The following is a 17,428-nucleotide window of genomic DNA, read 5'->3' as shown; positions in this document are numbered from 1 at the left end:
ATAATCAAAGGTCGTGATCAACGGTGTCAAAGAAGCTCGCAACGCTCCTTGGCACGCTCACCGTATTCGCACACAGCTGCACGATCAATACAGATAATCGCCACGAAGTTGAAGCGCCGGTGACCACGTCGTCCCCCATGCCTACTCTTCTACTACCTCAACAAGAACTTCCGCCGGAGGACCCGGCATTAGTGCGCGCCCTCGTCGGGCAACTTATGATGGTTGGCGTCAATGATTTCGATGACGCCCTTTTCGCCTTGCGTCAGGGTGTGGGTGGGATTTTCATTCGATCTGATAGCAACCCCGAATTACTCATCACCCCAGGCCGTGACCTAGCTACTCTGCGACGGTTGATCGGGCGCCCCTTCGCTGTTGGAATTGATTTCGAAGGCGGTAGGGTTCTCAGACATCGGGAAATATTGGGTGACTTCCCGTCCCCGCGGGATATGGCAGATACGTTGAGCCCCGATCAAGTACGCGGCCTCGCTTTCGAGATGGGCACTATTCTTAATCAGCACGGTATTACGGTCAACTTCGCCCCCGTCATTGATGTAGATGGTGACGGACTGGCGGTCGTGGGCGATCGGGCCTTTAGCCATGATCCGCTCCGATCGTCTCTCTATGCCACGGCCTTTGCTCTGGGAATGCGCGATGCTGGGGTGATCCCCGTATTTAAGCATTTCCCAGGTCATGGACGAGCTACTGGAGATTCCCACCATGAGACAGTGCGCACCCCGCCGCTCGATGAGCTGATGACCAGGGATCTGCTGCCTTATGGCGCCATCGCCGACATTCCTGATGCCGCAGTGATGGTCGGACATATGGTGGTGCCAGGTCTGGGGGAGCTGCCTGCAAGCCTGAGCCCTCAAGCATACGAGTTACTGCGTCGAGGTCATTATCCAGGGGGCAGCCCATTTAGCGGGATTATTTTCACCGATGACCTCTCGGGGATGCGGGCAATCAGTGATCAGCTCTCGATACCCGAGGCGGTGGGCCTGGCGCTCAGTGCGGGGGCGGACCAGGCACTGTGGATTAGTACCGCTGAATTGCCCGCGGTTATCGATCAGGTCACCGCTGATTATGGTACGGAAAATATAGCTGAACTGCGTACGCGCGCCGAGCGAGTGGCTGCTTTACAACGTTAACGGGGGTACTGATCCTGTTGGTCTAGATCAACAGCACCGGTAGATTAATAGCGGTGGGCACAAAGACAAAGAAGAAGTCTCGAAGAGCAACCATTATCGCTGGCATCCTCATCGGGCTGCTGGCCATTGTTGCTGCCGTCATTGGGGCTGATTTTGCACTCAACCGCGGCACTATCGCACCTGGAACCGCAATTGGTGGCGTAGATGTCGGTGGCCTCAACAGGGCTGAGGCGCAAGCTAAATTAGAGCTGGAATTGGGGGAGAAGTTTTCCGCACCCGTCACCATTAAGGCGGGGGAAATCACAGCGACCATTGAGCCTTTGCGCGCCGGGTTGGGTATCGATTGGGATCAAACCCTCTTAGCGGTTGAGAATCAACCTTTTAATCCGATTCGTCGCTTCATGGGACACTGGCGTACCTATGAGGTTCCCGTAGTCTCGAGCGTAGATGAGAGTCTGCTCAATCCTGAGCTCGACCGCCTCGTCGCAGAGTTAAACCGGGAGCCTATTAACGGAGCTATTCGCCTCGAGGGGGGAACGGTTATCGTCGATCCGCGCCCCGAAAATGGTCAAGTTGTGCAGCGAGAATGGCTCGCCACCAGTATCCCAGCTGAATGGTTGAGTCCCCAGGGGGTCAGCGTGGATGCGAGCATTGTCAATCCCGAATACGGTGTGGATAAGGTCCAGCGCGTTGTCGATGGTATTGCCGCCGAGTCAGTCTCCGCACCAATTATTGTCCACGGCCGCGACGGTATCGACGGGCGTATCGAGCCAGCTCGCATGGGTGAAGTCGTCACCTTCGTAGCTAAAAATTCTACCTTCATTCCAGAGGTCAACCCAGAGTTAGCTCGCGAAATCCTATCTGAAGGCCTAGCACAAACGGAAGTTCCTAAAAGAAATGCTCGCATAGATTTCTCCAATGGCTCTAAGGTTGTTACCCCCCATGCTGATGGAGTCATGATCGATTGGGAAGAGACACTCAAGGAACTCCCCCAGCGCATTACGGGAACAAGCCCGAAAGAATTTGATGCTATCTATCGTGATAACCCCGCGACCTTCACGACCGAGATGGCTCAGGTTGCCACCTTTGACCAACAGGTCTCTAGCTTTACAACGTCCGGTTATTCGGGCCCATCGGGGGTCAATATCAAGCGGGTGGCAGAGATGGTTTCCGGTGCCATCGTGGCCCCAGGTGAAATATTTAGCCTAAACGGTTATACCGGGCCCCGCGGAAGAGCTCAAGGCTATGTAGAATCTGGCGTTATTTTGAATGGCCGAGCAGATACTGCGGTTGGCGGCGGAATTTCTCAGTTCGCTACTACGTTGTACAACGCTTCCTATTTTGCTGGAATGCAAGACATCACCCACACTCCGCATAGCTATTATATTTCGCGCTACCCCGCAGGTCGCGAAGCAACGGTCTATGAGGGTCTCATTGATCTGCAGTTTAAAAATACCTCTTCCCATCCCGTTCGCATTGTCACTGCCTTCGGAGACGGAGCTATTACGGTGAGCTTTATGGGCGTAAAAACTGTTGAGGTGGAATCTGTTAATGGCGGACGGTGGGCCTATACCCAGCCCCAGGTGATGAATGTATCAGGAAGTAATTGCTCACCTTCTGGCGGTGCTCCTGGTTTTACTACGAGTGATACCCGAATCATTAGGGATTTGGCGGGTAACGAGCTTAGTCGCGAAAAACAAGTCACAATATACGATCCATCGCCGATCGTTCGATGTCGCTAGAACTGCCCTCATTTGGGGGCGGATACATTTGTTGAATATAAAGCGGTTAAAATGTGAAAATGCTATTATTTCTCGGTGGAGCCTGAGGTGGAAGGTGAGTAGCGTTAGTTCGCCTTTATCTCACCGCTCGCATTATGCTTGTATCAGCTTAATTTATCCGTTTGTTGTCTCACACTTATAAGGTGGAAATAATGAAGAAGACTGTTTCTCTTCTCGCTTCCTTGGCAGTAGCCTCCTCTCTCGTCGTTGCTACCCCTGCCTACGCGCAGTCCGGTTCAGATGCTCCTGCAGCTCCTGCGGCTCCAGCGGCTCCAGCGGCTCCTGCAGATCCTGCTCAAAAAGAGCTCGAGCCAGCTCAGATCGGTGCCATCACGGGTACTGTTCTCGGTGCTGTTTTCGGTACCGCTGCTCTCGTGGCTTATCTTGGCTCCGTTGTGAAGGCTGTCATGGCTAAGCTGATGCCAGCTCCTGCTCCAGCACCAGCTCCTGCTCCAGCGCCTGATATGCACCACGGCAAGGGCATCATGAAGAAGGGTATGCCTAAGGTTCACGCCTAAAGCGAATAAAAAAATCCTCTTACTCTCAATCGGGAGTAAGAGGATTTTTTTATGCTGCCATAAATTCGGGAATGAGTTTACCGTGAGGGCGTGGCTCGATGCCGCATTCCTCAAGGAGATTCCGCACATTGGCTTCGATTTGATCGCACATTTGGTGACAAGCCTTCGGGCTGCTCACATCCTTGTTCACTACCCAGTGATGGGAGCCTGTAACCGCTTCTTCGTCGAAGGATACAATTGTTTCTATGTGATCGACGGTATGGGGGTTGAAGGTCTTGGGCTTCAAATCTACTGTGGGAATTCCGCGCTCTTGAAGCACCTCGATAACCATTGGCTCCACCATAAACTGTGGGTCCGTTCCTACAGAGCGGACGAAAACATTTTCCCCGCCGAGATAGCGGGTATAGGCGGAAGCGATTTGAGTCCGAGCTGCATTATCTGCGGAGACAAACAGAATACTGTGTGTCGTGCCAGTAGGTTGCGTAGCAGAGTGGCTTCGACTCAAATAGACACTGAGATCTTCCTGAGGCTCGCTCTCGGGGCTCACGGGACGAGGAGGTTGTTCTTCCCCGCCGAGGAAATTGGAAAAAATTTCTCCCCAGCGGTTTGAGAGCTTCGTTGATGTGAGATTCATAAAAGACATATCGCTGAGGCTCCTTTTCTTTTCTTCTTTTTAAATGGTCACTTCACAAGGATTGCTCCACTAGTGATGATCTGTACTACTCTACCCAGAAAAATCGTTGGTGCAACCCAATTATTGATCTTATCCCGTGGGTGAATTCCACTAACGGCCATAAATATGCACGCTGACGTTTATTTATAAGAAAATTAACAAAGGAGAAAATATTAGGGAAAAGTGTTTTGCGGGGCTTGTCTAGGGGAACACCTGCGAGATGGAGCGGGCTTGTCATTGCAATCGAGAATGAAGCTATTAGACTAAGAGACGTGCTTTATTCCGACAAAGATATTCGAGCTGCCCTCGACGCTCACGAGCTCATTATTGAGCCCTTCGATCCCGAACTTATTCAGCCCTCGAGTATCGACGTGCGTATGGATCGGTATTTCCGAGTGTTTAATAACTCGAAGTACACCCATATCGACCCAAAATTACAGCAAGATGACCTCACCAGCTTGGTGGAAGTCGAAGAGGGTGAACCCTTCGTCCTGCACCCAGGAGAATTTGTCCTTGGCTCGACATTAGAGAGGTTCACACTTCCCTCCCATATTGCCGGCCGTCTCGAAGGCAAATCCTCGCTCGGACGCCTCGGTTTGCTGACCCACTCTACGGCGGGCTTCATTGATCCAGGTTTTTCCGGCTATATCACCTTGGAGTTGTCTAATGTGGCTAATCTACCGATTATCTTGTGGCCTGGAATGAAGGTTGGGCAGCTAGCGTTGTTCAAGCTCACTACACCAGCAGAAATTCCCTATGGGTCTGGGGCTCTGGGATCAAAATACCAGGGCCAGCGAGGGCCTACCCCGTCCAAGGCCTATCTCAACTTCCGTTAAAAGCCCAATGAAAAAGCCCCCGTATCAAGGGGGCTTCGGTATTTAGTGGCTGTGTCCAACCTGTCGAACTGCATGGCTTCCGCGCGTAGAATCAGGCACCGTATACGCTGCTAAAAGCGTGGTGAGAGGAACTGAAAGGGTCAGCGCAAAAGCACCTATTCCAGAACGTAGTAATTCGGTAGCGACAAGATCAGAGCTAAGAATTTGACCTAAGGGCCTATCCGAGACGCTCAGCAAGAGCATCATGGGTAAGGTCGCGCCGGTATATGTGAGAACAAGTGTGTACACCATGGAGGAAATATGGTCGCGGCCGACCCGCATCGCCGAAACAAAGAGGCGCCAGGGTTTAGCCTCAGGATCGAGCTCAGCAAGCTCGTTGATGGTGGATGCTTGAGCCACGGCAACGTCGTTGAGTACGCCCAAGGAACCAATAATAAAGCCGCACAGCATCAGCCCCACGACGTTGACATCCGGTAGATACAACAGGATATAAAGGTTGCCCTCTTCACCGAGCCCACGGATCTGATTGTGTTCTATTGCCACAGTGGCGAGCCACGCTGCCACCGCTAGTGCGACCATGGTGCCCCCCAAGGCCGCTGCGGATTTCCAGTTCAAGCCATGAACCAAGATCACCACGATAGGCAGAATAACCGAGCCGCTTAATACAGCAATCGCTAGTGGGTTTTCACCTAGCAGCAGTGCTGGAATGGTAAATTTTGCAATAAAAATGAGGGTCAGTCCAAGACCGATGAGAGCACGAATGCCCCGCATTAGGGCTAGGGCCACGATGGCGCCTGCGATGGCGAGAGCCCACAGAATCAGTTCGAAACTGCGATTGATATCACCAAAGGCGTAGGCCAAATCCCCGTTCGTATCCTTGGTCTCGGTGAGTCGGATTTTTTGGCCCACGCTGAGGGTGGGATCGCTGGCCTCCCCAGAGTTGATGATCAGGGTGCGTTGACCAGAATTTTCGCCACTGGTGATATCGACGAGATACCATTGGCAATCACTCGTGCTGCCGGGTACCACTCGGGGAGATGTAGTAAAGATGCGTCCCGCTTCGGGGCTGGAGCAGGAACCTCGTTGCTCGTGGGAGACGGTGCCATCCACTTGGGCAGTGCCTACCGAAAAGGTCTGGTAAAAGCTGGGGGAGACCTGAGGGGTTTTGCCCCCGGGCCATAAATATCCCACTCCTGCTATCGCTAGTGCTGCCCAGATGAGTAGCGATATTAATACTGCTGCTCGCCATGGGGCAAGCGGGGATCGACCCCGAGGAGCAGTAGTGTGCGTGGCGTGCCGACCCACCAGCCTAACCTCCTGGAAAAATTCTGCGGATTTTACTGCTTGTAGCTGGCGAGGAAATTACCCAAGCGCTCGATGGCAACCGATAATTCGCTCGCCCACGGGAGTGTCACGACCCTAAAGTGATCGGGTCGAGGCCAGTTGAAGCCGGTGCCGTGGACGAGCAGAATTTTTTCGGAGCGCAGCAAATCCAACATAAGCTGCGCATCATCGTGAATATCATAATAATCTAAATCAAGCTTCGGGAAGGCATAGAGCGCCCCCATGGGTTTGACGCAGGACACACCAGGGATCTGGTTGAGCTTGTCAAAGGTGATATTGCGCTGTTCGAGTAGCCGCCCGCCACTACCAGTGAGCTGATAGATGGACTGACGACCACCCAAAGCTACTTGAATGGCGTGCTGCGCTGGCACGTTGGGGCACAATCTGGTGCCAGCGAGAAGGTCAATGCCTTCAATAAAACCAGAAGCATTATGTCGTGGACCTGTGATGACCATCCATCCAGCCCGGTAGCCGGCAACGCGGTATGCCTTCGACAGGCCATTAAACGTAATGCACAAAAGATCAGGGCAGAGAGTGGCAATAGAAATATGCTCGGCATCATCGTAGAGAATTCTGTCATAGATCTCATCCGCTAAAATAAGGAGATCGTATTCGCGGGCAATATCAACGATCTGTTGCAGAACCTCGCGAGAATACACCGCGCCTGTGGGATTATTGGGGTTAATGATCACAATGGCTTTGGTTTGCGGGGTGATCTTTTCCCGAATATCAGCAATCGAGGGATTCCAGTTATCCTCCTCATCGCAGAGATAGTGCACCGGCTTACCGCCTGCGAGGGAGGTCGCCGCGGTCCACAGGGGGTAATCTGGCGCAGGAATAAGCACCTCGTCACCATTGCTAAGGAGCGCTTGAGCCGTCATGGTGATGAGCTCGGAGACACCATTGCCAAGATAGACATCATCGACATCAAAATATGGGAAGTCGGGAATTAGCTCATAGCGAGTGACAATTGCGCGGCGGGCTGAGATGATGCCCTTCGAGGTGGAATACCCCTGAGCAGTGGGCAAGGAAGCGATCATATCGCGAATGATCACATCCGGTGCTTCGAATCCGAAAACTGCTGGATTACCTGTATTCAGTTTCAGAATGCGGTGTCCATCGGCTTCTAAGCGTTCGGCTTCTTTAGCGACTGGCCCACGAATTTCGTAGAGCACATTCTTCATCTTGTCGGCCTGATCGAAGATGCGGCGTGGTCGCCTCGTGCGTGATTTTTCGGGAGCTGGTTGCGAATCCTTTGCCTTCATAGCTTCTTATTGTGCCACCGATGGCACCCAGGTGTGAATAAACCTGTGTGTTACTTAGAGAGCTGTCCCGCTTAGGAATGACGTCTCCGCGCTTCGGCGATGAGACGTGAGGTGGCATCAAGAACATTCGTTTTCAGTTCTTCCTGTTTTTGTTGCCTGATTGCGCGCTGCGCTAATCGCTGTTGTTCAAGGTTGTACTGAGCCCACATGAGCTCTTCGCGCTGAGCGCTTTTTGCCTGCAATTGTCGACGCCTATCCAACGCCGCTGCACTTGGTGCGTGCCACGAGCTTGGTCCGACCTTAAAAAGGTATAAAAGGATGAACAAAATAAAGGGCAAAAATAGGAAAGATTCTAAACCCGTAGCCCCGAGGGACATAAAGGAAACGAGGGTTCCCAGCAAGAGGACCCCTAAGCGAATGCGTCGCCCTGAGCGGTGGGCCTCCATAATCTCGCTGCGACTATACATAGGTTCCATAGGAGAAAGGACGGGTTCTTGAGGTCGGGGAAGATCCGCGAAAACCTCCATCACCTCAGCACGTTTGGTTGCGTGTGTAATTCTATCGACACGCTCTTCGTACTCGTCCAAGTTTAGGCGTCCTTGGGCTACATGAATGCCCAACTCGTCAATAGCCTTGCTGCGCTCAGCGTCACCCAAACGATAGTCCGGAAGCCCATTCATACTCATAAGCTCCAGTTTAGTAGAAGTAGAGAGAAAAGAAATCGGGGAAGACCCCGATTTTCCTTTCCATGTACTCAGCTTAGGAATCCTCGCCGTCATCCGTGTCGGTTGCCTCTGGTGGCTCCACAAGAGGGGGTATAGCGGTAGGCGGTACCGCAGCCGGTGGTACGGGTGCTGGTGGCACGGCTATGGGAGGGGTAGCTGCTGGTGGGACGCTCGTAGGTGGAGCCGGCGCGGAGGGCACGGCCACGGGGGGAGTAGCTGCTGGTGGAACCGGTGAAGGAGCGCCAGCGCTGGGGGGAGTAGGCGCTGGTGGAACCGCAGCCGGTGGTACTGGTGCTGGTGGCACAGCTATGGGGGGAGTAGCTGCTGGCGGAACTGGTGAAGATGCGCCGGCGGTGGGAGGGGTAGCTGCTGGAGGGACGCTTGTAGGTGGAACCGGTGCCGGGGGCACGGCCGTAGGGGGAGTAGCTGTTGGAGGGGTGGCTGCCGGTGGAACTGCTGTAGGGGGTACCGTTAGCGGTGGTGCAGCCGCAGGAGGTACCGGCACTGCTGGTGTGGTCACCGGTGGAACTGCAGTGGGTTGATTCGCCGTCTGCGGTGGCGTGGGTACTGTGGGCACTGTGGGCACGGTGGGCACGGTGGGTACAACAGGTACGGGAGGCACAGCAGCAGACACGACCGGCGTGCTCCTTGGTGCAGTATCTGTTGGTTTCTGCTGTTGGCGCCTCGGAGTGGCTGGCTCTGGAGCGCTCTCCGCCTTTTTCTTGAGACGAATCGATTGCTCGAGGAAGCGCTTCTCGTGAGGCGGAGGCAGGTGTCCGTCAATAAGAATAGAGTCGCGCAACATCTGAGCAACGTCTTTAACCTCAGGTGCATTCTCGGTGCTCTGAGCTTTTACCCCGCCAGTCAGCATGGTGTTGCAGAAGGGGCAGCCCACAGCAATAGACCCCGCACCTGAGGCAATGGCTTCTTGGGCGCGGTTATCGCTGATACGGCTGCCGAGCTTTTCCTCCATGAACATGCGAGCGCCGCCAGCGCCACAGCAGAAGCCCTCATTGCGGTTGCGATCCATCTCTGTCAATTCGGCGCCCGTGGCCTCGATGAGTTCACGTGGTGGATCAAAAATTTTGTTATGTCGACCCAGGAAACAAGGATCGTGGTAGGTAATGGGAGCTCGGTCCGCTGCGGAGCGAGGGACTGGCGTGAGTAATTGATCGCGCACCAGACGGTTCAACAGCTGGGTATGGTGGAAGACGTCGAAGTGCCCGTCGAAATCGGGGTATTCATTGCGCAGCGTATTGAAGCAGTGCGGACAGGTGGTGATGATCTTGCGCTGGCCCTGCACCACTCCATTGAAAACACCATTGAGGGTACCGATATTGTCGTGGGCAAGCTCTTGGAAGAGGAATTCATTGCCAGCTCGTCGGGCGGGATCTCCAGTGCAGGTTTCACCGGTGGAAAGCACCGCAAATTTCACCCCAGCAGTGTGCAATAATTCCACAACCGCTCGAGTGGTTCGGCGTCCGGCTTCGTCAAAGGCACCAGCGCACCCCACCCAGAAGAGATACTCGGTATCGGAGAAGTCGGTGATGTCTTCGCCAAAGATGGGGACAGTGATTCCGTCGCGACGGGCCTCGTCGATCCAGCTGGCGCGCTCTTTGCGGTTGCGCCCCCAAGGGTTTCCCTTAGTTTCGAGGGCCTTGAAGAGTCCAGCTAATTCGCTGGGGAATTCGGAGGCAGACAATACCTGGTAGCGGCGTAGGTTGGAAATATGGTCGATATGTTCGATATCAACGGGGCACTGCTCCACGCAGGCTCCGCAGTTGGTGCAACTCCAAAGCACATCAGGTTCGATGATCGCCCCTTCACCAGCGAGCCGGAGCACATCGAGGTTGGCGTGTGAGGAGTCGGCCTGGAAGGTGGCAGGGTCGGTGAGGTAACTGGAGTTGGCAACGGCAGCATCGCGAATATCGGTGATAAAAAGCTTCGGTGAGAGCGGCTTGTCTGTGTGCCAGGCTGGGCACTGCTCCTGGCACCGCCCACATTCAGTGCAAGCTGTGGAATCAAGGAGGAGTTTCCATGGTGCCTGATCGAGGGTGCCCACCCCAAGCTCGTAGTCGGAATCGTCAAGGGTTGCGATATCGAGTTTTTCGCCACCTGAATACATAGGTACCATCGCCCCCAGAGATTTTGGGGTGCTGTCAAGGCGCTGGAAAAAGATGGAGAAGAAGGCGAGGAAGCGGTGCCACGCCACACCCCAGTTTAAGTTGTGCGCAACAACGATCAGCCACACCATGCCAGTGAGTAATTTAAAGAGCGCAAAGAGGCTCACCATCACAGGGGAAGCGGGCAAGAGAAGTGCGATATAGCGGCTGAGAAAATCTGCCCATACTGAGGCTTGACCGTAGGTTGCGATCTTGCCGGCTTTGACTAAGAGCATTCCCAGTCCCTCGCCGAAGACGACAGCTTCAACGAAAAAGGCTGCGCGTGACGACGACCCGTAGAAGCGCGACAGACGATCTCGCGTTCCTTTCCGCAGCCGCAGTATAAAAAGAGCGCTAATGCCAAGAACTGTCCCAATGGCCAAGAATTCCTCGGCAAAATGGTAGAGCTTGAGTGAGGATAATATTGGCCAGCCGCCCGCAGGTACAAAAATCTGGATATAGGCTTCAAACCACACCACCGAGCCGATAAGAAAGCCCATCATGACAAACCAGTGGGCGAGGGCGACAACTGGCTTGCGCATCATCTCGGTGTGAAAAAATACTTCCTTTAATGTCAGTGCGACGCGCTTGAGCGGTTGATTAAAGCGATGAGGGGTGGGCTGACCTGAGGAGATGAGTTTGAATAAACGTCTAACCGCGAGCCCAAAATAAACCCAGGCGGGCACTGAGGCAAGAATGCCAATTACGCCAATAATGAATAAAGAAGTGTCAGGCATAGAGATGAGGAAAACCTTCGGGGAGGGTAGCTATTACATTTTTGAAAGATGGGCACAATTCCATGTGCTGCTAACTCTAGTAGGGTTGCGCCCGCAACGTCTTATTCGCCTAGCGTTCAGTACTATAGCTAGTGGTCAGCTAGTGGCCGCGGTCACGCAAGCTGTCCAATCCACTGCTGATCACTTTAGGGACAAGGTAGAGACCTAATACCCCTTAATAGGGGGTTATTAACCTTTTGTTTACCAAGGGCGAGAAAGCTGCTTCTCGGTACGATCATCCACGGATGAAACCCTCACCAAACAAACGGCGTTGAGAAAGTTGGATTTTCCCTATGACAAATAGCTCCATTGCAGTGGCGCCCATAGCCAATAATGATGCTACCGATAAGTGGTGGCATCTAGGATTCGGCGGCCTGCTGGCTGGCGTCGTCATCTTCTTCGGTTTCTGGTCCTTCGGCTACGTCGGTCCTGAGGCAAATAAAGCCATGCTGATCACAGCCATCGTCTTCGGCACATTCATGGCTTTTAATATCGGCGGTAACGACGTCGCTAACTCTTTCGGCACCTCTGTAGGTGCCGGCACTCTCTCAATGAAACAGGCACTCGCTGTTGCCGCGGTCTTTGAGGTATCGGGCGCAGTTCTTGCAGGTGGAGAAGTAACCGATACCGTGAAATCGGGGATCGTGGATCTCGAAGCGGTGAATTTGAGCGCCGATCAATTTGGTTTCATTATGATGGCCTCCCTGCTTGGAGCTGCCGTCTGGCTGCTATTGGCCACCCGAATGGGCTGGCCAGTGTCTACGACTCACTCCATAATCGGCGGTATCGTCGGTGCGTCTCTGTGTCTTGGCATTACTGAAGGTATTGGCGGCACCGATATGGTGCAGTGGAATAAAATTGGTTCCATTGCGGCTTCCTGGGTGCTCTCTCCAGTATTAGGTGGCATAGCGGCCTTTATCCTCTTCGGTTTGATTAAACGTCATATTTTGAAATTCAACGAGGACGCCGATACCACTCTGCGCGCTATCAAGGAAGAGCGCGTACGCTTGCACCGCGAATTTAAATCCTCCTTCGAGCGTCTGAACGAGGTCCAACAGCTGGCCTATACCAATGCCATGACTCGCGATGCAGCGCTTATTGCGGAGCCAGATTTTGACCCCGATGAGCTGGAATCAGACTATTATCGCGATCTTCACCGTCTCAATCGACGCCGCGATGAGCTCAATACCCACCAGGCTCTGGAGAATTGGGTACCGCTACTCGCGGCTTTAGGAGCGGCGCTCATTGGCGCGATGATTCTCTTCAAAGGGCTCAAGCACACTAATATTCATCTCACCAGTTTGGGTAACGGTTTGGTGCTCGCCATGATTGCCGCCGTTGTGTGGATGGCTGTCTTCATTTTCTCTCGTACCCTTAAACGCCAAAACTTAGGACGCGCTACCTTTATCCTCTTCTCATGGATGCAGGTATTTACAGCGTCGGCCTTTGCCTTTTCCCACGGCTCCAATGATATCGCTAATGCTATTGGCCCCTTCTCTGCTGTGCTCGATGTCTTAAAGACCGGGGAGATTAATAGCAAAGCTGCTGTGCCGACGGCTGCCATGATCACCTGTGGTGTTGCCCTCATCGCCGGCCTGTGGTTTATTGGCCGCTACGTTATTCAAACCGTGGGCTCTGGGCTGACTAAGATGCACCCAGCCTCGGGCTTTGCTGCGGAGCTGGCAGCAGCCAGCGTGGTGATGATTGCCTCAATGCTCGGTCTTCCCGTCTCCTCAACTCATATTCTCATCGGTGCAGTCTTAGGCGTGGGAATTGTTAATCGCGCCGCCAACTGGTCGCTGATGAAACCGATTGCTTTGGCCTGGATTATTACCCTGCCATCCGCAGCGGCGGTATCGTCCATTGCAGTTCTTGTTCTCAATGCAATCTGGGGCTAATAGCTGCTTGTCCTGATGAAAAGGATCCCGCTGCATATGCAGCGGGATCCTTTTCATCAGAGAGGGTTAAACATCGCGTCGGCCTCGATAAGCGAGGTCCGAGATAAAGAGACGGAAACCCTTGCGGGTTCCACTAGGAGAAGTGGCTTCAACCTTGGTCGAAAGCTCGATATCGTCGATAGTAATTTCGCCTGCTCGAAGCGCTACAAGTTCTTGATGGTAGCGAACGAGTACCGCGATGGTAGCTGCAACTGGTACTGAAAGGAAGGCTCCGATTACTCCGAAGAGGGAGGAGCCAAGAGTAACGGCGAGTAGGACAACGGCAGCGTGCAGATTCATAGCTTTGGATTGCAGCAGGGGCTGCAATACATTGCCTTCGAGCTGCTGCACAACCAGGATGAGCAGCAAGACCAAAAGGGCATTGGTCAGACCATTAGAGACGAGGGCAATAATGACCGCGAGGGCACCAGCTGAGAAAGCGCCCACAATAGGGATGAAGCCCGCGAAGAAGGTGATCACGGCGAGCACTAGCGCGAGGGGGACGCCAAGAATTAAAAGGCCCCCACCAATAAAGACAGCGTCGACGAGGGAGACGATGGCTTGGGTACGGATAAATCCAGAGATGGTATTCCATACACGGGTCAGCGCCTCAGTAATATGCCACCCAGCATTAGGGCCGGCGGCCTTGCGGAGCATCGGAAGTAGACCCACTCCGTCCTTCAGGAAGAAGAAGGTCAGGACCAACATCAAGACGATGGTGATCAAAATGGAGGTCGCGGTGGATAGGCCAGAGAAGACACCATTGGCTATATCGGCGGAACGGGTCTGGAGGAAGGCCGTCAAATCATCAATAACCGAATCGAAGCGAGAAAAATCGAGATCAAAGGGACGGCTTTGAATCCATTCTTGGATTTGACGAGCGCCGATGGCTGCTCGCTGGGACAGTTCCCGGGACTGAGATGCGACCGACGGAGCCATAGCTCTCACGAGCACGCCCATCAGCACGAAGAAGCCTAAAATAACACCAGCGGAGGCGAGACCGGCGGGAATGCCTTTATTACGCATCCAACGCACTGGTGGCCACAGCACAGAACTGACCAAGATGGCTAGGAGAACGGGAAGCAGAGCCTTCCATATGGCGCCTAGGCCACGCCATGCTAGGTAACCCGCGATGACCATGATGATAAAGCGTAAGGCCCAGCCTGCAACCCACCGTCCGTCATTCCCTAAGATCTCGGCGCGGTCGGTATGGGCGATAATAGGCTCAGCTGGATCATCAGATTCGACAATATGGGTGTCGCGATCCTCCACAGCACTCGGGGCCACTGTGGTGTTTTCAGAAGGGTGCGTTTCATCGTATTCCACGATGCCTAATACGGCCTCCTCGAGTGCCTCGTGATCCTTGTTGGCTAGATGTTCTTTAGCCTGCGATTTGTCGCCTTTTTGGTGGTCATTACCATGGGAATTCTTGGACATGGGAAATACTTTGCCACACTTTTTTTTAAAAAGTCTATTGGGCAGGGGGTGGCGGAAAGGAAGAAGACCTGTAGAGAATGTGTTCGCCGCAAAAACGAGAGTCGGAGGTAGCTGTAATTCCGTCCGTGAACTGCGGTAATAGAGTAAATTGAGTCTATTCCGCTCAATTTAGTTGGCAACTTGCATGAAGTATGTTAGATTCGTATCCAGAAGTTGAGCGATTGCCAATCAACTTTAAATGACAAAATCTTCAAAAAACTTATTTGCAGGAGGCTTAAAATTATGGGACGCGCAGTAGGTATCGACCTTGGAACCACGAACTCCGTAGTGGCAGTTCTTGAAGGTGGCGAAGCTAATGTCATTGCCAACTCCGAAGGTTCGCGCACCACTCCGTCAGTGGTCGCTTTTGCCAAGAACGGTGAAGTACTTGTTGGTCAGTCAGCAAAGAACCAGGCCGTCACTAACGTTGACCGCACTATCCGTTCCGTGAAGCGCCACGTGGGTACGGACTGGACTGTTGATATTGATGATAAGAAGTACACCCCGCAGGAAATTTCCGCACGCACCCTGATGAAGTTAAAGCGAGATGCAGAATCGTACTTGGGTGAGGATATTACCGATGCCGTTATTACAGTTCCTGCATATTTCTCCGATGCGCAGCGTCAGGCCACCAAAGAGGCTGGTCAAATCGCAGGCATGAACGTGCTGCGTATTGTCAACGAGCCGACCGCTGCAGCTTTGGCCTACGGCCTAGAGAAGGGCGAAAAAGAACAAACCATCTTGGTCTTCGACCTTGGTGGTGGCACCTTCGACGTATCCCTGTTGGAAATCGGCGACGGTGTCGTAGAAGTTCGTGCCACTGCTGGTGACAACGAACTTGGTGGCGATGACTGGGATCAGCGCGTCGTTGACTGGTTGGTTGAAAAGTTTAAGAGCGCCCAAGGTGTGGATCTCTCCAAGGATAAGATGGCTCTCCAGCGCCTGCGTGAGGCCGCTGAGAAGGCCAAGATTGAGCTTTCTTCTTCGCAGAGCGCCAATATCAACTTGCCTTATATTACTGTCGATGCAGATAAGAATCCGCTCTTCCTCGATGAGACCTTATCGCGCACCGAATTCCAGCGTATTACCCAAGATCTCCTCGATCGCACCAAGAAGCCATTTAACCAAGTGGTTGCTGATGCTGGAGTGTCGGTATCCGAAATCGATCACGTTGTGCTTGTAGGTGGCTCCACCCGCATGCCCGCTGTGTCTGAACTGGTGAAGGAAATGACCGGAGGCCGTGAGCCCAATAAGGGTGTTAACCCTGACGAGGTTGTGGCCGTCGGTGCTGCTCTGCAGGCTGGTGTACTCCGCGGTGAAGTCAAGGATGTCTTGCTTCTCGATGTCACGCCACTTTCGCTCGGTATCGAAACCAAGGGCGGTGTAATGACCAAACTGATCGAGCGTAACACCACTATTCCTACCAAGCGTTCGGAGACTTTCACCACCGCTGACGATAACCAGCCTTCGGTGCAAATCCAGGTCTTCCAGGGCGAGCGTGAAATCGCGGCTCACAATAAGCTTCTTGGATCCTTCGAGCTTGGTGGCATTGCCCCTGCTCCTCGCGGTGTGCCGCAAATTGAGGTGACCTTCGATATCGATGCCAACGGCATTGTGCACGTCACCGCAAAGGATAAGGGCACCGGCAAGGAAAATACCATCAAGATCCAAGATGGTTCCGGCCTCTCCCAAGAAGAGATCGATCGCATGGTCAAGGACGCCGAGGCGCACGCCGAGGAAGATAAGAAGCGCCGTGAAGAGCAGGAAACCCGCAACGCTGCCGAGTCGACTGCGTACCAGACCCGTAAATTCGTGGAAGAAAACGGCGATAAGCTTGACGAAGAGCTTAAGACCAAGGTCAACGACGCAGCCGACAAGGTTGATGAGGCCCTCAAGGGAGAGGATCTTGACGCCATTAAGGAAGCCGTAGAGAAGCTCAACACTGAGGCGCAGGAGATGGGCAAGGCTCTATACGAAGCAGAAGCCGCAAAGGCTCAGGCCGAAGAGTCCGGCGATGACAACGTCGTTGACGCTGAAGTTGTTGATGAAGAGGAGAATAAGTAATGAACCACCCCCACGGTGAGCAGCCAGAGGATGACCTCGACCCCACCTTGGAGGATGACTTAGCTGAAGCCCTCGCCGATGTGGACATCACGTCGGTGGATCCCGACGGAGAGCAGGAAGATCCAAAACCTTCTGAGGATGCGGAGTCGCACGAGCCGAAGGAGCCTAGTCTCGAGGAGCAGTTGCGCGAGCGCACCGAGGACCTACAACGGATCAATGCGGAGTATGCCAACTTTAGGCGCCGCACCGCTCAGGAACGTGCTGGAATCATCGAACAGGCGAAAGCGCAAGTTCTCACGGAACTTTTGCCACTTCTCGATGACTTCGATCTTGCAGAGCAGCATGGTGATCTGAAAGAAGGCCCGCTCAAGGCTTTTCGCGATAAGTTTGTGTCCATCACCAGGACCCTTAAGGTTGAAGCGTTCGGATTCGAGGGGGATCCCTTCGACGCCGAATGTCACGAGGCCGTGCAAGATCTTTCCGAGGGCGAGGACAAACGCCTGGGAACGATTCTGCGCAAGGGGTACAAGATGAATGAGCGCTTACTGCGTACCGCGATGGTTATTATCACCGATCCCCAGCCCGAGGCTGGTACGAATGAAGGGGAACCTGTCGCCGAGTAGTGAGAACTCGGCACGAACCTCATGCGGCGCCCAGTAGTAGAGATACTGCGGGCGCCGCATTTTCTTGCCCGGATGGGGCTTGATTCTTTTGCATGGTTACCTA

The 17,428-nt window shown here is 53.6% G+C and carries 13 protein-coding genes; 7 read left to right on the top strand and 6 right to left on the bottom strand.

Annotated features, from left to right (window positions below; all coding sequences use genetic code 11):
• Positions 1-23: 23 nt before the first annotated feature.
• From NXS13_RS06390 to NXS13_RS06380, 3 genes are all read left to right on the top strand, one after another.
• Positions 24-1,145: a glycoside hydrolase family 3 N-terminal domain-containing protein gene (locus tag NXS13_RS06390; protein ID WP_259078619.1), complete on the top strand. Its 1,122-nt coding sequence runs from the start codon at positions 24-26 to the stop codon at positions 1,143-1,145.
• 53 nt (positions 1,146-1,198) lie between these two features.
• Positions 1,199-2,887 (top strand): VanW family protein, encoded by a 1,689-nt coding sequence (locus NXS13_RS06385; RefSeq protein WP_259078620.1) that lies wholly within the window; start codon positions 1,199-1,201, stop codon positions 2,885-2,887.
• Positions 2,888-3,078: 191 nt separating this feature from the next.
• Positions 3,079-3,444 carry a hypothetical protein gene (locus NXS13_RS06380; RefSeq protein WP_259078622.1) on the top strand — a complete coding sequence of 122 codons (366 nt, stop codon included), beginning with the start codon at positions 3,079-3,081 and terminating at the stop codon, positions 3,442-3,444.
• 49 nt (positions 3,445-3,493) lie between these two features.
• On the opposite strand, the gene NXS13_RS06375 is transcribed toward NXS13_RS06380, so the two are convergent.
• Positions 3,494-4,087 (bottom strand): low molecular weight phosphatase family protein, encoded by a 594-nt coding sequence (locus tag NXS13_RS06375; RefSeq protein WP_259078631.1) that lies wholly within the window; start codon positions 4,085-4,087, stop codon positions 3,494-3,496.
• Positions 4,088-4,389: 302 nt separating this feature from the next.
• On the opposite strand from NXS13_RS06375, the gene dcd reads away from it, so the two are divergent.
• Positions 4,390-4,953 (top strand): dCTP deaminase, encoded by a 564-nt coding sequence (dcd, locus tag NXS13_RS06370; RefSeq protein ID WP_259158454.1) that lies wholly within the window; start codon positions 4,390-4,392, stop codon positions 4,951-4,953.
• 42 nt (positions 4,954-4,995) lie between these two features.
• Here dcd and NXS13_RS06365 read toward each other — a convergent pair whose 3' ends face one another.
• From NXS13_RS06365 to NXS13_RS06350, 4 genes are all read right to left on the bottom strand, one after another.
• Positions 4,996-6,258, bottom strand: coding sequence for a YibE/F family protein (locus NXS13_RS06365; protein WP_259158453.1), 1,263 nt, complete (start codon positions 6,256-6,258; stop codon positions 4,996-4,998).
• Positions 6,259-6,290: 32 nt separating this feature from the next.
• Positions 6,291-7,562, bottom strand: coding sequence for a pyridoxal phosphate-dependent aminotransferase (locus tag NXS13_RS06360; protein WP_310593318.1), 1,272 nt, complete (start codon positions 7,560-7,562; stop codon positions 6,291-6,293).
• 71 nt (positions 7,563-7,633) lie between these two features.
• Positions 7,634-8,248, bottom strand: coding sequence for a DUF1707 domain-containing protein (locus tag NXS13_RS06355; RefSeq protein WP_259289506.1), 615 nt, complete (start codon positions 8,246-8,248; stop codon positions 7,634-7,636).
• A gap of 73 nt (positions 8,249-8,321) precedes the next feature.
• Positions 8,322-11,186 (bottom strand): (Fe-S)-binding protein, encoded by a 2,865-nt coding sequence (locus tag NXS13_RS06350; protein ID WP_259289505.1) that lies wholly within the window; start codon positions 11,184-11,186, stop codon positions 8,322-8,324.
• Between the two features lie 332 nt (positions 11,187-11,518).
• Between NXS13_RS06350 and NXS13_RS06345 the strand changes: the two genes are divergently transcribed.
• Positions 11,519-13,123 carry an inorganic phosphate transporter gene (locus NXS13_RS06345; RefSeq protein ID WP_259078641.1) on the top strand — a complete coding sequence of 535 codons (1,605 nt, stop codon included), beginning with the start codon at positions 11,519-11,521 and terminating at the stop codon, positions 13,121-13,123.
• A 66-nt stretch (positions 13,124-13,189) separates the two neighbouring features.
• On the opposite strand, the gene NXS13_RS06340 is transcribed toward NXS13_RS06345, so the two are convergent.
• Entirely contained in the window at positions 13,190-14,599 is a 1,410-nt protein-coding gene (locus NXS13_RS06340; RefSeq protein WP_259078648.1) for an AI-2E family transporter, read from the bottom strand.
• Between the two features lie 282 nt (positions 14,600-14,881).
• Here NXS13_RS06340 and dnaK point away from each other — a divergent pair, with 282 nt between their 5' ends.
• Positions 14,882-16,702, top strand: coding sequence for a molecular chaperone DnaK (gene dnaK, locus NXS13_RS06335; RefSeq protein WP_259078654.1), 1,821 nt, complete (start codon positions 14,882-14,884; stop codon positions 16,700-16,702).
• The gene (gene grpE / locus NXS13_RS06330; protein WP_259158451.1) at positions 16,702-17,325 is read left to right on the top strand and encodes a nucleotide exchange factor GrpE; all 624 of its coding nucleotides are present in this window, start codon (positions 16,702-16,704) and stop codon (positions 17,323-17,325) included. The genes dnaK and grpE overlap by 1 nt, the downstream gene beginning before the upstream one ends.
• Positions 17,326-17,428: the final 103 nt, after the last annotated feature.

The organism is Corynebacterium sp. ES2730-CONJ, from assembly GCF_024834055.1.
Classification (GTDB): domain Bacteria; phylum Actinomycetota; class Actinomycetes; order Mycobacteriales; family Mycobacteriaceae; genus Corynebacterium.
Note: the sequence above shows the minus strand (reverse complement) of the source record. Positions and strands in the feature narration are given on the sequence as shown.

Bases quoted from the DNA above. Each gene is read 5' to 3' on its own strand.
- NXS13_RS06340 (WP_259078648.1), bottom strand. From the start codon at position 14,599: ATGTCCAAGAATTCCCATGGTAATGACCACCAAAAAGGCGACAAATCG.
- dnaK (WP_259078654.1), top strand. From the start codon at position 14,882: ATGGGACGCGCAGTAGGTATCGACCTTGGAACCACGAACTCCGTAGTG.
- NXS13_RS06345 (WP_259078641.1), top strand. From the start codon at position 11,519: ATGACAAATAGCTCCATTGCAGTGGCGCCCATAGCCAATAATGATGCT.
- grpE (WP_259158451.1), top strand. From the start codon at position 16,702: ATGAACCACCCCCACGGTGAGCAGCCAGAGGATGACCTCGACCCCACC.
- NXS13_RS06380 (WP_259078622.1), top strand. From the start codon at position 3,079: ATGAAGAAGACTGTTTCTCTTCTCGCTTCCTTGGCAGTAGCCTCCTCT.
- NXS13_RS06375 (WP_259078631.1), bottom strand. From the start codon at position 4,087: ATGTCTTTTATGAATCTCACATCAACGAAGCTCTCAAACCGCTGGGGA.
- NXS13_RS06350 (WP_259289505.1), bottom strand. From the start codon at position 11,186: ATGCCTGACACTTCTTTATTCATTATTGGCGTAATTGGCATTCTTGCC.
- NXS13_RS06360 (WP_310593318.1), bottom strand. From the start codon at position 7,562: ATGAAGGCAAAGGATTCGCAACCAGCTCCCGAAAAATCACGCACGAGG.
- NXS13_RS06355 (WP_259289506.1), bottom strand. From the start codon at position 8,248: ATGAGTATGAATGGGCTTCCGGACTATCGTTTGGGTGACGCTGAGCGC.